General features: G+C 54.9%; 10 protein-coding genes. 4 read left to right on the top strand and 6 right to left on the bottom strand.

The genetic code is table 11. The features are described 5' to 3' along the window. Nucleotides 1-190 precede the first annotated feature (190 nt). Nucleotides 191-3,064: an aminomethyl-transferring glycine dehydrogenase gene (gene gcvP, locus L1F30_RS12265; protein ID WP_253356460.1), complete on the bottom strand. Its 2,874-nt coding sequence runs from the start codon at nt 3,062-3,064 to the stop codon at nt 191-193. Nucleotides 3,065-3,331: 267 nt separating this feature from the next. Here gcvP and L1F30_RS12260 point away from each other — a divergent pair, with 267 nt between their 5' ends. The 4 genes from L1F30_RS12260 to L1F30_RS12245 all read left to right on the top strand — a co-directional run bounded on the left by L1F30_RS12260 (nt 3,332) and on the right by L1F30_RS12245 (nt 7,617). After that, the gene (locus L1F30_RS12260; protein ID WP_253356458.1) at nt 3,332-3,967 is read left to right on the top strand and encodes a helix-turn-helix domain-containing protein; all 636 of its coding nucleotides are present in this window, start codon (nt 3,332-3,334) and stop codon (nt 3,965-3,967) included. Between the two features lie 168 nt (nt 3,968-4,135). Next, complete coding sequence (locus L1F30_RS12255; RefSeq protein WP_253356456.1) at nt 4,136-5,068, top strand: CvpA family protein; 933 nt, start codon at nt 4,136-4,138, stop codon at nt 5,066-5,068. Between the two features lie 228 nt (nt 5,069-5,296). Beyond that, complete coding sequence (tdh, locus tag L1F30_RS12250; RefSeq protein WP_253356454.1) at nt 5,297-6,322, top strand: L-threonine 3-dehydrogenase; 1,026 nt, start codon at nt 5,297-5,299, stop codon at nt 6,320-6,322. Between the two features lie 110 nt (nt 6,323-6,432). Beyond that, a complete protein-coding gene (locus L1F30_RS12245; RefSeq protein WP_253356452.1) occupies nt 6,433-7,617 on the top strand; it encodes a glycine C-acetyltransferase in 1,185 nt (394 codons plus the stop codon). On the opposite strand, the gene L1F30_RS12240 is transcribed toward L1F30_RS12245, so the two are convergent. From L1F30_RS12240 to L1F30_RS12220, 5 genes are all read right to left on the bottom strand, one after another. Further along, a complete protein-coding gene (locus L1F30_RS12240) occupies nt 7,595-8,776 on the bottom strand; it encodes a GGDEF domain-containing protein (RefSeq protein ID WP_253356450.1) in 1,182 nt (393 codons plus the stop codon). The two genes, L1F30_RS12245 and L1F30_RS12240, sit on opposite strands and share 23 nt — an antisense overlap. A 221-nt stretch (nt 8,777-8,997) precedes the next feature. Beyond that, a complete protein-coding gene (locus L1F30_RS12235) occupies nt 8,998-9,549 on the bottom strand; it encodes a DUF3365 domain-containing protein (RefSeq protein ID WP_253356448.1) in 552 nt (183 codons plus the stop codon). A gap of 32 nt (nt 9,550-9,581) precedes the next feature. Beyond that, nucleotides 9,582-10,919, bottom strand: coding sequence for an ammonia-forming cytochrome c nitrite reductase subunit c552 (locus tag L1F30_RS12230; protein ID WP_253356446.1), 1,338 nt, complete (start codon nt 10,917-10,919; stop codon nt 9,582-9,584). A 1-nt stretch (nt 10,920) separates the two neighbouring features. Next, nucleotides 10,921-12,927 (bottom strand): FAD-dependent oxidoreductase, encoded by a 2,007-nt coding sequence (locus tag L1F30_RS12225; protein WP_253356444.1) that lies wholly within the window; start codon nt 12,925-12,927, stop codon nt 10,921-10,923. Between the two features lie 228 nt (nt 12,928-13,155). Continuing rightward, on the bottom strand, nt 13,156-13,674 hold the full coding sequence (locus tag L1F30_RS12220; protein WP_253356443.1) for a hemerythrin domain-containing protein: 519 nt from the start codon (nt 13,672-13,674) through the stop codon (nt 13,156-13,158). Nucleotides 13,675-14,225: the final 551 nt, after the last annotated feature.

Below are 14,225 nucleotides of genomic sequence, written 5' to 3'. Positions count from 1 at the left end.
TTTTGAGCCCTAATGATAAGGATTTGCTGAGGCGCGACATAGCAAAATTTCGCTTGTTGGTACGTATGTATTATGTTGCTTTGAGGGTATTTGGGGGGAAAGGTGACTTCGTTACGGGCTGAAAAAGGGCCATGAAAAAAGGGCGCCTAAGCGCCCTTCGGATAAACCCAATCAATCAACCTATAATCAATCAATCTTCCCGATAGTTCTCAATGCTCGGGCAGGTGCAAATCAAATTGCGGTCGCCGTACACATTGTCGATTCGGTTCACGGTGGGCCAGTATTTGTGGCCCTTAAGGAACTCCGTGGGGCGCACGGCGATTTCGCGGGTGTAGGGGCGATCCCAGGTGTCGGCCAGTACGTCTTCCTGGGTGTGTGGGGCTTTTACCAGCGGGTTGTTATCGGCGCTGTATTCGCCAGATTCCACTTTGGCCACTTCATTGCGAATGCTGATCATGGCTTCTATGAAGCGATCCAGCTCTACCTTGGCTTCGGATTCTGTGGGTTCGATCATCAGCGTGCCGGCCACCGGGAAGCTCATGGTTGGCGCGTGGAAACCGTAGTCCATCAGGCGCTTGGCGAAATCTTCTTCGGTAACGCCGCTTGCCTCTTTCATGGGGCGCAAATCCAGCAAACACTCGTGCGCCACAAATCCGCTTTTGCCTTTGTACAAAATCGGGAAGTGCTCGCCAAGCTTTTTGGCAATGTAGTTGGCGTTCAAAATGGCGTATTCGGTGGCCGCCTTCATGCCTTCGCCGCCCATCATTTTAATGTACATCCAGCTGATGGGCAGAATGGAGGCCGAGCCCCAGGGTGCCGCTGAAATGGTGCCATTGCTTGGGTCTGTGCCGGGCACCGGTTGCACCGGGTGGCCTGCCAGGAAGGGTTCCAGATGTTTACCCACACCAATGGGGCCCATGCCCGGGCCGCCGCCGCCGTGGGGAATGCAGAAGGTTTTGTGCAGGTTCAGGTGCGATACATCGCCGCCGAACTTGCCGGGCGCGGCCACGCCCACCAGCGCGTTCATGTTGGCGCCGTCTATGTACACCTGCGCGCCCACGGCATGCACCATGTCGCAAATTTCGGTGATGCCTTCTTCAAACACGCCGTGGGTGGAGGGGTAGGTCACCATCAGTGCGGCAATTTGTTTGCCGTGGGTGTCTATTTTGGCTTTGAGGTCTGCCAAATCCACGTTGCCGTGCTTATCGCAATTTACCACCACCACTTTCATGCTCACCATCATAGCGGTGGCGGGGTTTGTACCGTGGGCCGATTGCGGAATCAGGCAGATGTTGCGGTCGAACTCGCCGTTGGCTTCGTGGTACTTCTTGATGGCCACAAGCCCTGCGTACTCGCCCTGGGAGCCGGCGTTGGGCTGCAGGGAGATGGCATCGTAGCCGGTGCAGGCCTTGAGCATCTCTTGCAGCTCTTCAAACAGCTGGCTGTAGCCCTTGGCCTGATCGATAGGTGCGAAGGGGTGCATTTTACCAAACTCGGGCCAGGTTACCGGGATCATCTCGGCGGTGGCGTTCAGCTTCATGGTGCAAGAGCCGAGGGGAATCATGGCCTGGTTCAGGGCCAGATCGCGTGATTCCAGGCGCTTCAAGTAGCGCAGCATTTCGGTTTCTGAGTGGTAGCTGTTGAACACCGGGTGGGTCATGTAGGGCAGTTTGCGCTCCAGCTCGCCGGTAATGGGGCTTTGGGCGCCGGCATCCAGTGCACCGATATCTGCCTGCACGCCGAATACCGCCAGCAGCGCGGCCAGATCGTCGGCAGTGGTTGTTTCGTTCAGGCTGATGCCCAGGCAATCGGTGCCCACCTTGCGCAGGTTGATCTCGGCGGCAATGGCTTTATCGAACAGGGCCTGTTGGTTGGCACCCACCTCAATGGTGAGGGTGTCGAACCAGGTGCTGTGGGCCAGCTTGAAGCCGGCATCCTGCAGGCCTTTGGCCAGCATGTTAGTGAGGTGGTGAATGCGCGTGGCAATGCGCTTCAAGCCCTCTGGGCCGTGGTAGATGGCGTAAAACACAGACATCAACGCCAGCAGTACCTGCGAGGTACAAATGTTGGAGTTGGCCTTTTCGCGGCGGATGTGTTGCTCGCGGGTTTGCATGGCCATGCGCAGGGCAGTGCGGCCGTGGGCATCTACCGATACGCCGATGATGCGCCCGGGTGCCGAGCGCTTGTAGGCATCGCGGAAGGCAAAAAAGCCGGCGTGCGGGCCACCAAAGCCCATGGGTACGCCAAACCGTTGATTAGTGCCCACTACCACGTCGGCACCCATGGCGCCGGGCGATTTGTACAGCAAGAGGCTCATCAGGTCGCAGGCTACGGTGGCCAGGGCGTCGGCAGCGTGGACTTTATCGATAATGGCGGTGAGGTCTTTCACCTCGCCTGTGGTGCCCGGGTATTGCAGCAGCGCGCCGAAGTACTCAAGGCCATCCAGGTCTGTTTCCGGGTTGCCCACTACCACTTCAAAACCGAAATGATGTGCGCGGGTTTGAATTACGGCAATGGTTTGCGGGTGGGTGTCGTCGGCCACAAAGAAGGTGTTGGACTTGTTCTTGCGCATCTGGCGCTTGCACATGGCCATGGCTTCGGCGGCGGCGGTGCCTTCATCCAGCATGGAGGCGTTGGCCAGCTCCATGCCGGTGAGGTCGATAATCATTTGCTGGAAGTTCAGCAGGCCTTCCAACCGCCCCTGGGCGATTTCTGGCTGGTAGGGGGTGTAGGCGGTGTACCAGCCGGGGTTTTCCAGCACGTTGCGCAGTACCACGTGGGGTACGTGGGTGTCGTGGTAGCCCATGCCAATGTAGCTTTTAAACACCTTGTTCTGGCTGGCCACCTGCTTCAGGTAGGCGAGTGCCTCGGCCTCGGTTACCGGCTCGCCGAGGGCGGCTGCGGTATTGCCGCGGATGTTGGCAGGCACGGTTTGCTCAATCAGATCGTCGATATTGGCAACCCCCAGAGCCGCCAGCATGGCCTCGGTATCCTGGGCGTTGGGGCCGATGTGACGGCCGATAAATTCACGGTGATGGGCGAGCTGATGGATACGGCTGGTCATGGGATCTACCTGTCGCGAGAGCTGGAGAAAGTGGCAAGTCTAGCAGCCGTGCGGGCAGCTTAAACGGCCAGAAATTAAGGCGCGCATAGTAGCAGGGGGTTTCCTGATCAGCAATTTAAATTTCCTATAGGAAACTTTTGTGATTATCCTTACGGCACGTGGCTTCCTGCGGCCTTCAAGTGTACTATCGCAGCCGTTTTGGGCCTGCCCAGAGACATATCCGCCCGGCGCCGCATTCAACGTGCGCCCAGGGCCAAAGGGGAAAGTGTGAGCGATCAAGAGCTTAAAAAGGGTGATGGGCCTTCAGTGTTGGAAGTGGCCCGCAAAGACGACGGCAAGTTTGTAGAGCCGCTGCAGCTGGGCAAGCGCCTGAAAGAGATTCGTCTGGCCAATAATCTCACCCTGGAAGAGGCCAGCCGGTTAACGGGTTTGGCGCGTTCTACGCTCTCAAAGATTGAAAACGAACAAATCTCCCCCACATTCCAAGCCGTACAAAAGCTTACGGCGGGTTTGGGGATAGACATCCCCCAGCTGTTTGTGCCCCCGCAAGACGGGCCCACGGCCAATGGCCGGCGCGACATAACCCGCGCGGGTGAAGGCACGCCGCACCCCACCACCACCTATGAGCACGAATTGTTGTGCACGCAAATGCGCGACAAGAAAATGGTGCCCTTTAAGTGTACGGTGCGCGCGCGCAGTTTCGACGATTTTGAAGACTGGGTGCGCCACGAAGGTGAAGAGTTCATGCTGGTGCTGCATGGCGAGGTGGAGGTGTACACAGAATTTTACGAGCCCGTGAAACTTGGCGAGGGCGATAGCATCTATTACGACGCGCGCATGGGCCACTGCCTGGTGTCTGTTTCCAAAGACGATGCCCAGGTGCTGTGGGTTACCAGCCGCTAGCGGGGCGTTAAGGCCGCGTTAATGATGCAGGCTTTAGGCTGGAAGTGTCGGGTCGTCGCACGCCCCACGCACTTGGCGGCAACAGGCTGGCGTTGCCAAATATTGGAATTACACTGCAGCTCAAGGTAGAGCTGCCAAGGGGTAGGGAAATGGAAAGGCCCATATTTTATGATTGAGTCACCGGTTTTTTGGGCCGCATGCGCGCTGATTGTAGGCATGGGCACCCGCGGTTTTTTGCAGGGCTTCTCGCGCAGCTTGTTTCGTTTGCAGCTTTTGGTATTGGCGTTGGTGGTAACCGGCGCCTTGCTGGGCCCGGTGCTAGGGCTTACCCGCCAGTGGTTTAGCTGGCCGCTGTATTTCCACCAGCTGGTGTTCGGCGGGCTGATTTTCGCGCTCGCCTATTCCGGTGCCTGCACCCTCATGACCCGCTACATGGAGCGCCAGCAAGAAGAAACCGAACCTGGCCTCGGCTGGGGTTCGAAAATCATGGGTGCCTGTGTGGGAGTATTGGCCGGCGCGGTAATGGCGGGCCTGGTGGCCTTTTTGGCAGGCGTTAAGCCGGATTTCGAAGGCGCAAGCCAGCCCTCGCACCTGCTTGATGACGCAACCACCCTGTCTGATTACGGCTATGAAACAGACGCCTTTGATACGCCCAATGAGTCACCGGTAAGCCAGTTGGTTAATGCCATTGTGCTCTCGCCCGTAAAGGGCGTGCGCTTGTTGCAGCAAACAACGGTGCAGCCGGAGTTTACGGCGCTGTTAACCTCGCCCGATGCCCAAGCGCTGCTGCGCGCAGGCGATATCTTTGGCCTTACCGAAGACCCCACCTTTGATCAACTCATTGAAACCGCACCCGTGCAAGATTTGTGGGCGCTACAGCGCGAGCTTGAAATCCTCACAGATCTGCAATTAGAGCGCGAAACCGCCGCGCAATTGGTGGATGCCTACCGGCGGGTAGAGCGTGTGAAAACACACCCGCGCGTGGCCGAAGTGTTGGCAGATACCGAGTTCCGCCGCCACTTGCAAACCGCAGATTTGGTGGCGCTTACCAAAGATAAGCGCGTGCTGGAACTGGGTGACGTGATTATCGGCGCGCGCTAGTAACTTCCAGCGCCTGCCAGCCTTATTCTTTGCGTTTGTTGCGCAAAACCCCTCTTGTTGTGAAATTATTGTGATTTGACTCCCGGGTCTGTTACCCGGTGCCCGGTTCTCGCTAATCTGCCGCCCAGCGGTGCCTTGGCAGCTGGCTGCCCGCCCCGAAATTCTGCCCGCCCATTGGTGAAATGGGTGGGTTTGGCCTATCACTGTAAGGTCTGTCAGGAGTATTCCATGAAAGCACTGGTTAAACGCGAAGCAAAAGAAGGGCTGTGGCTGGAAGACGTGGCCAAGCCCACGGTTGGGCACAACGATGTGCTCATAAAAGTGAAGCGCACCGCCATTTGTGGCACCGACCTGCACATCTACAACTGGGATAAATGGGCCCAGAAAACCATCAAAACCCCCATGGTGATTGGCCACGAGTTCGTGGGCGAAATTGTGGAAGTGGGCAGCAACGTGGTGGATTTCGAGCCAGGCCAAATCGTGTCTGGCGAAGGCCATGTGGTGTGTGGCCACTGCCGCAACTGTATGGCCGGCCGCCGCCACCTGTGTAACGACACCTCCGGCATTGGCGTAAACCGCCCGGGCGCCTTCGCAGAATACGTGGCGCTGCCCGCGGCCAACGTGTGGGAGCACCGCCCGGGTATCGATCTCGATGTGGCGGCCTTGTTCGACCCTTTCGGCAACGCCGTGCACACCGCGCTGCAGTGGCCACTGTTGGGTGAAGATGTGCTGATTACCGGCGCCGGCCCCATTGGCGCCATGGCAGCCGCCGTGTGCCGCCACGCCGGTGCGCGCCATATTGTGATTACCGATCTGAATGAAAACCGTTTGGCACTGGCCGCCAAACTGGGTGCCACGCGCACAGTTAACGTAAGTAAAGAAAAGCTTGAAGATGTGGTGCAATCACTCGGAATGAGTGAAGGCTTTGACGTTGGCCTGGAGATGTCGGGCGCGCCCGCGGCCTTTAACTCTATGCTGGACAACATGGCCCACGGCGGCAAGATTTCCATGCTGGGCATTCCCGGCGACGACATGGCCATAGATTGGAACAAAGTGATTTTCAACATGCTCACCATCAAGGGCATCTATGGCCGCGAAATGTACGAAACCTGGTACAAAATGAGCGTGATGGTTGAAACAGGCCTAGACATTACGCCGGTGATTACCCACCGGCTGCACTACACCGATTTCCAGCGTGGCTTTGATGCCATGAAATCGGGCGAGGCGGCCAAAGTTATTTTGAATTGGGAATGAGAAAAGCAGCTTACAGTTGACAGCCTACAGGAAGGGCGCGCGCAGCGCGCAAAGGCTTTTCCTGTAACCTGTAAGCTGTTAATTTTTAAAAAATAGCCCGGATCTGAATCATGTACGGAAAATTTAAAGAGCATTTACAAACCCAGCTTGATGAAATAAAAGACGCGGGGTTGTTCAAGCACGAGCGTTTTATTCAGGGCCCGCAGGGCGCCATGATTTCTGTAAAAGGCGAGAAGGTGCTCAACCTGTGTGCCAACAATTATTTGGGTTTGGCCCAGCACCCGGAGATCAAACGCGCCTGTGCCGAGGGTTTGGAGGCCTGGGGCTATGGCATGGCCTCTGTGCGTTTTATTTGCGGCACCCAAGAGTTGCATAAAACGCTGGAGCAAAAAATTACCGAATTTCTGGGCATGGAAGACACCATTCTCTACCCCAGCTGTTTTGATGCCAATGGCGGTTTATTTGAAACGCTGCTCACCGCAGAAGATGCGATTATTTCCGATGAACTCAACCACGCTTCCATTATTGATGGTGTGCGTTTGTGTAAAGCAAGCCGTTACCGTTTCAAAAATAGCGACATGGCAGACCTTGAGGCCAAGCTCATTGAGGCCGATAAAAACGGTGCGCGCTTTAAGTTAATCAGCACCGATGGCGTATTTTCAATGGATGGCTACATTGCCAATTTGCAGGCAGTGTGTGACCTGGCCGAAAAATACAACGCCCTGGTACACGTAGACGACTCCCACGCCACGGGCTTTGTGGGCGCCAAGGGTAAGGGCAGCCACGAGCACTGCGGTGTGATGGGGCGTGTAGACATTATTACCGGCACACTCGGTAAAGCCTTGGGTGGTTCCTCTGGCGGGTTTACCAGCGCGCGCAAGGAAGTGGTAGAAATGCTGCGCCAGCGCTCGCGCCCGTATTTGTTTTCCAACACTGTGGCGCCACCGGTAGTGGCTGGGGCAATCAAAGCCATGGAGCTTGTGCAAGACGATGCGCTGCGCGCACAACTGAAAGAAAATACGGCCTATTTTCGTGCAGGCCTGCAAGCGCAGGGCTATGACCTGTTGCCGGGCGAGCACGCCATTGTGCCGGTGATGCTGTACGATGCCAAAAAAGCCGCCGCACTGGCGGATAAAATGCTGGAATACGGCGTGTATGTGGTGGCGTTTTCTTACCCGGTGGTGCCCAAGGGGCGGGCGCGTATACGCACGCAGATGTCGGCTGCCATTACGCGCGCTGAATTAGATCACGCCATCGATGCCTTTGGTCGCGCTAAGCAAGCGTTGGGTTTGTAGTATCTGCCATGGCCACCCGATTGCGCCCGGCACGTTTTGCATCGTAAAGGGCGCTGTCGGCGGTGGCTACCATCGTGCGTAAATCAAGTTGATCTGGCGGGCAGAGGTAGCTGCCAATGCTCACGGTGGTGGGCAGGTCTGAATCAGCCTGCTTGGCTACTTCCGTGCGAATGCGCTCCATAATTTTATTGAGCTCCGTGTGGCTCACCGCCGGAAGCAGTGCCACAAATTCTTCGCCGCCATAGCGGCACACTGTGTCTTCCTCACGTAAACATTGGCGCAGTAAATCGCCAAAGCGTTTGAGGGCTTTATCGCCAGCTAAATGCCCGTATTCATCGTTCACATTTTTGAAGTGATCCAAATCCAGCATGGCTACACCCACAGCTTTTTGGTGGCGGCTGGCGTGGGCCAGCAGGCTTGTGCTGATATCCAAAAACGCGCGCCTGTTTAGCAGGCCGGTGAGTGGGTCGCGTGTGGCCTGGGTGCGCAGTTGTTTCAGTAGCCGTTCATTGGTGAGCAGTATCAGCCCGAAGGCGTTCAGTATGGAAATTAAAATGCTCATGAAGATAACCGCAGAATCTACCAGTGAGTGGTGATCGCGGTTGGGTTCAACCAGCAGGCTAATGGCCCTGGCGCCCCACATAAGGCTTGTATAGCCAAAGGTTGTGAGCATGATGCGCCTTAGCCCCTTGTTGAGGTTTTGGCTGCGGTAGAACTCTGCAAAAATAAGTGAAGCAAACGTGGCGATGATAAAGCTGATCATCATGGCCAGGGTGCTGTCTGGCAGGCCCAGGAGTGCGTGTGCGCCCACGCTGAGTGCGCACACCAGCAGGGTGTTGAGCGCGTTAATACCGGGCACATCCGGCCGGCCGAGGAATCTTCGAACGCCGCGCCACATAAAATAAAAGGCCGTGCCGTTGGCCACGGTGCCCAAATACCAACACAGCTTGCTGAGAGCTCCTTCGGCAGGCGAGTTTTGGGCGTTGAGCAGAAAGCCTATGCTCACGGTGACGGTGCCTGCTGCCAGAATGGCAGCGTATATTGCCCAGTCGCGGGTGCCTTTTTCGGCCACGTTGAGCCGCCAGGTCATATGAAATGCGATGGCCATCGCGCAAAAAACGCCGGCAACCACGAAATAGAGCAGGTAGTACTGATTCATTGCGCTCTTCCTGAGCTAATCCAAAGCCAATACAAGTTGGTACTTTGGTGCTAGTTTTTGTTGTCTTGGCGGCCAATATAACAGCTTGGCGCCTAGATTCCCATTCCGGTTGGTTGATATTTGATCAGTAGTGATTTTAGCGTAAATAGCGCGCCGGGCCTAAGGGCTGGGCCCGGCGCAGGGGTGCGTGTGGCGCCAGCGGTGCTGGCTGCCAAATCTGGTTAGTCGAGCGGAATGCGCATTACCACGCCGCCCATGATGTCGCCCAGTTTGAAGTCTGTTTTTGGGCTGTCCAGGTGGTCGTTGTGACATTTCACACAAGCCTCAGACACAGCGGTATCCGGGTATACGGCGGTGAAATACTTTTTGCCGCCCAGCGCTTCGGTGCCATAGAAGTTTTTGCCCACATTGGTACGCACAAAGGCCAGGCCTTCTTTTTCCATAGGGGTTTTAGGGGCGTTTTGCTTGTTGATAGGCCATTCAGACAGCAGTGCATAGGTGAAGCCTGCGTTTTTCTTGGCCACACCTTCGGCCCCCATGCGCAGCATTTGTGCCGGCAGTGGCAGTGCCTGTTCTTCCTTCCAATGCTCTTCGGCGGTGATCACTTCTTCTTCATTCTGCAAGCGGTTTACCACCTGACGGGTATAAACCGTGCGGTCTGACTCAATCACGGCGTAAATGGCGTCGGCCATTTTTTGCGGTGTGATTTCGGCATTGGCCAAGCTGCTTAGGCCGGCGGCCAACAGGGCGGTTGCGATGAGTGTAGGTTTCATGGTCTTGCCTCCTTTCGATTGAATGATGCGTATTATTTCTTTTTGCGTTGCTCTATTCGCTCGCGTACCAAATCCATGCTGGTGTGGTGGTTGGCAGGCTTGCTGGAAAAGTTGCTTTGTATCAGTGACTCATCTGCTAAAGCCGAGAGGGTGAACTCTACACCGTGGCACTGTGTGCACACGCTTCGGATCATTTTGCTGTTGGGTTGTAAGGTTTCACTTTGATTGTGCTCAACGTGTACCTTGCGACCTTTTTTAACTCGCGGCATATGGCAGGTGGCGCAACTTACGGCATCTTCCTGCTTTACTTCCCCAAGTGTTACTCCGTGCCAAAGTTTACCGTGGCTTGAGTTTTTAAAGTTCACGCTGTGCTCATCTTTGTGGCAGCCCAGGCAGGCCTCGGTGGCGGCGTGGGTTAGGTCCGGCTCGTGTGGTGCATGGCAGCTGGCACAGGTGAGCGTTTTGTGTTTTGCGTCGGCATCCATTGGCAGCGTGGCGAGTGCCGGGCTCATGGGGCCAAACTGATCGCCCAGCATCGGATTGAGCCGCATGCCGTGTTTGCCGTTAAAAAATCCTTCCGTTTGCTTTTTGTGGCAGCTTTGGCAGCTGCTTATACTCACATCCAGGCCTTTATCTTGCCAGTGTTCAGTGCCGTGGCAGTCTGTGCAATTGACTTGTGCCTGCGCGTGATGGCTGGCTGCCCACTGCATGATGTGTGCTTCTGTGGCGTTGGGCGCATCTTGGTCTGCAGCTGTTAATGGCTGTGGATGTTTGTTCGCCTTTAGCCAGCGCTCCATGCCTGTGAGCGCGGGTACCGATGCGCGCTTTTTAAGTTCCGGGTCTTTTACGTGTTTACGTAAAAAGTTTTCATACAAGGCCGTATTGTCGTGGTAATTGTGGCAGCCTGAGTTGCTGCAAGTCTCAAAACCGAAGTCTGCATGATTTTCACGCTCGGTTGCGATGTCTTGATGGCAGTGCGCACAAAAATCTTTCGCCAGGGTTACGCCGTAATCGCGAGTGATTTCCGGCTTGTGCTCACGGTGGCACGTCACACATTGTGTGGCGTCTAAATGTTGCAGCAACTCAGCGTTGCGTGGGTCGGTAAACTTGGCCTTGGGGTGGGTGTCGCTTTTTTTCTCAAGCGCTTTCAGGTGACACGACTCGCAGGCATTTTGCATTACCGTGCGCTCGTCAAAGGGGTCACCGTGGCAGCTGGTACAGGCCAGCTCAATTTGGTGGTGACCGTGTGTGGGCGGGCCTGAAATATAAAAGGTTTTGTCACCCGCGAGCAGGTTGTAGCCAAGCAGGCCTGTGAGTACAGCGGTAATGACCAGGCCGTAGTGCCAGAATTTAAAATTATATTGAGTCATGCTAGAAAAAATACACAGCGATTATGTGATAAGTAAGCAGGGCGGGTAGCATCCACAGCAAGGTGTAGTGAACGCGAGACCACCAGGCGCGGTGGCGGCGCAGTTTTAGATCTGTCCAGTGGTGGTTGCGGGCCATGAATACGCCAACCAGCGAGCCGGTAAGTGTGGCCGCCAGAAACACAATCATAAGCGCAAAGTTTAAATTGTGGCCAAGGCGCAGGCCCGTGTGAATCATTAACACCACCAGTGCTATTACGCCAATAACCGAGTGCACATAGCGCCAGTCGTCCAGGTGGCCGTAGTTTAGTTTTTTCCAGCGTTTGCGAATGCCTAGGCCTGCTGCCAGCATGCTCAAAAACAGCAATGTGTAGCCGCTGACTTGCTTCCAGAAATTATCGAACCAGAGCTTCTCCAGTTGCCAGTTAAGCTGTGCGCTTTCGCCAATGCCAATGGGGCGCAAAAATACCGTGGCAAGCATGAGCGCAATGGCCACTATGGAAAACCAGTAAATGGACTTGTAATGACGCATCACAAGATTGGGTGCCGGTGCGTCCAGCATTTCAGCCAGTAGCGGCTTGCATGAACCGCAAGTAACGCCCGCACGCGTTGCCGTGCAAAGGGTGTCTATGGTGCGGTTACCGCTTTCCATGGCCTTTGAAAGGGTGCCGCGGGTGACGTTTTCACACAGGCACACAATGTAATCTTCGGGCTGGTCTTTGATGTGCAGCGGTTTGTCGGCCTCCCAAAGAAATCCGGTATCTGCAAACTGCTGGAGCTGCTTTGGTTTTAAGCGCGCCTGTGTACTTTGTGCTTGCTGCAGCATGGGCAGTTCGCTCCAGCTACCAATATGGATGTAGCCCACAAGCTTTTGATCTTTCAAAAACAGTTTGCGATAAATGCCTTTCAGGCGGTTGGCGTACACCAAGGTTTCACAATTGATATCGCGTACTTGCCCAATCAAACCGCTGGACTGGCTGCCGAATTTCAGCTGGATGTTGGCAGCGCTGCCGGTGTAGGGCATTTGTTGGCCGCTCATATGCGTAACCATGGAGCTCACTTGCTCAAACCCGGGTGCTACTACCCCGTAGGTTTGGCCGCGGTGCTCAGAGCATTCGCCCACGGCGTAAATGTGCGGGTCGCTGGTTTGCATTACATCGTTCACCAGTACGCCGCGTGCCACCTCCAGCCCGCAGCTTTGGGCAAGCAGGGTGTTGGCGGCAACGCCTGTACAAAATACTACGGTGTCGCATTCGATGATGCGGCCGCTTTCAAGCTCTACGCCAATGACGTGATCGTGCCCGAGTATGGCGCGGGTGTTGTCGTTGTTGATGACGTTTATGCCGGCGGTTTGCAAGCTGTCGCCCAGAATTTCCTGGGCGCGTTCATCCAGTGCGGCATCCAGCAGGTAGTTGCGGGCCTGCAGGTACACGCGGTTGTCGCGGGTTTTCATGCCCAGTGCTGCCTCTATACCCAGTGGCCCGGAGCCCACGATATACACCGAGCGGCTATTTTTTTTGCGCGCTAATAAAGATTCGGTGTCTTCAAGGGTGCGGAAGGTAAAGGTGTTGGGCAGCGTATTGCCCGGCAAATCCGGCAAGCGCGCGCGGGAGCCGGTGGCGAGAATCAATTTGTCGTATTGGTACTCGGCGCCTGTGTCGTCTTTTACGCTTCTGGACTTTCGGTCAATGTGGGTGATTTTGCGGCCGAAGTGGGTTTCAAATCCGGGCGCTACTTGCTCGGATGTGACGGCAGGCAAGGTGTCGAGCGCATCGCGCGGCACTTCACCTAAAAGATAAAGCGAAAGCTGGACACGGTTGTAGGGCGTAACCGGCTCCTCTCCAAACACCATGATCTTATGGCTTGGGTTTTGGCCCATCAGCATGCGCGCAGCACGAATGCCAACGGGCCCTGTGCCGATGACAATGATATTAAGCCCGGAGTTGGTGCGAAGAGACGACGCAGGTGAACTGACTTCATCCATATGCGTGGTGCGAGCGGTGTTATTCATTTTCCTCACTGGATCGTGGGTTTAACTTTAAGTGCTAACGCGACAAAGCAGGGGCGCTTAAAAAAGTGCTCCATAACTTAAGATCCAGTGCGGCTGTAACGGTCACAAGCAACTCAAAGGCAACAACGCGTTAGCCTGCACGTTGCTAGAGTGGCTTGTGTGATTCCCTTCTTTTTTTATTCTTCTTCACAGTGGCCAGGTTGTGCCCGGCTAATGCCGGGCCACCTTTTAGGCTTGGTAGAGAGAGTACAAATCCCGCTCTTCAGATTGAACGCGGCGGGTTAGCGCCTCGCCAATTGCGGTGTAGTCCTTTTTAAACTGAAGCTCCATGGCGGGCGTAAACTGGCCCTTGCCATAGCGCTTGCAGAAACCGATAACCGCATTGGCGATGTCGTTCATATCGGATCTAAATTCTTTTACCACGGCCAGCGTGTGCTTGTCGTTACCGAGCGATTGTTCAAGATAAACGTAAAAGCGCACGTTCTCTTTCAGCAGGTGGCCTTGAAACAGCGATTTAAACTCACCCAGAATACGAGTCAGTTTTACGTAGTTCTTCTTCTCAAAACCTTCGTCCCACATCTTGCCATAAAGTTCGACGAGCTTGGAGTGGTCTGCCTCGAGCGCTGCAATCAGGTTCGGATCGTAGGCAATGGTGTTGGCACCGGCCTTGGGGGCCTCTGCGAGTTTTGGGGCTTCTTTCTGGTTGTTGTCGCGACCAGAAAAGAAATCGGATATGAATCCAAACATATACGGCTACCTTGTGTGTCTTTGTTATGAGCTACTTCGCACAAACCTATTCGTTGCCACCCTGGCAAGCCCTCACATTGGTATCCCTGCTTAGTGCCCACGTACTACATCGGGCGTTTTGGGGCATTATGCCCCTGACGGTGATCTGCGCAATAGCGAAGTATAACGCCACAAATTAAAAAATGTGACTTGGCTCTAAGTTTACGTCAATCTTTTTTGGAGATGTTTCCCCGCAATTTGCCTATCTACGTGTTAAAACCCAAGCGCGCAGCAAAGCAAAATGATTTAAGCGACAAGAAAGATAATTTCGTGCCAATTGGTTCGCAGCTCGATTTAACTATAATCCTTAACCGTTGACGCCGTGGTTAATTTTTAGGCTGTTTTGTTGACATAAACCGCAAAGGTATATTGGCAACTTATTAACGGCATGCATAAGGATTAAGCTGTCAGACTATAGTGCTATCTGGTTATTAAAGGGAAGCTTATTAAGGCTTTTTAAAAAAGAAGCGGTGCCCGTGAGGCGCGTGTGATTTTTTTGCAACATGTTGGTG

Source organism: Simiduia sp. 21SJ11W-1 (genome assembly GCF_024138675.1).
Classification (GTDB): domain Bacteria; phylum Pseudomonadota; class Gammaproteobacteria; order Pseudomonadales; family Cellvibrionaceae; genus Simiduia.
Note: the sequence above shows the minus strand (reverse complement) of the source record. Positions and strands in the feature narration are given on the sequence as shown.

Bases quoted from the DNA above. Each gene is read 5' to 3' on its own strand.
- gcvP (WP_253356460.1), bottom strand. From the start codon at position 3,064: ATGACCAGCCGTATCCATCAGCTCGCCCATCACCGTGAATTTATCGGC.
- L1F30_RS12255 (WP_253356456.1), top strand. From the start codon at position 4,136: ATGATTGAGTCACCGGTTTTTTGGGCCGCATGCGCGCTGATTGTAGGC.
- tdh (WP_253356454.1), top strand. From the start codon at position 5,297: ATGAAAGCACTGGTTAAACGCGAAGCAAAAGAAGGGCTGTGGCTGGAA.
- L1F30_RS12245 (WP_253356452.1), top strand. From the start codon at position 6,433: ATGTACGGAAAATTTAAAGAGCATTTACAAACCCAGCTTGATGAAATA.
- L1F30_RS12240 (WP_253356450.1), bottom strand. From the start codon at position 8,776: ATGAATCAGTACTACCTGCTCTATTTCGTGGTTGCCGGCGTTTTTTGC.
- L1F30_RS12235 (WP_253356448.1), bottom strand. From the start codon at position 9,549: ATGAAACCTACACTCATCGCAACCGCCCTGTTGGCCGCCGGCCTAAGC.
- L1F30_RS12230 (WP_253356446.1), bottom strand. From the start codon at position 10,919: ATGACTCAATATAATTTTAAATTCTGGCACTACGGCCTGGTCATTACC.
- L1F30_RS12225 (WP_253356444.1), bottom strand. From the start codon at position 12,927: ATGAATAACACCGCTCGCACCACGCATATGGATGAAGTCAGTTCACCT.
- L1F30_RS12220 (WP_253356443.1), bottom strand. From the start codon at position 13,674: ATGTTTGGATTCATATCCGATTTCTTTTCTGGTCGCGACAACAACCAG.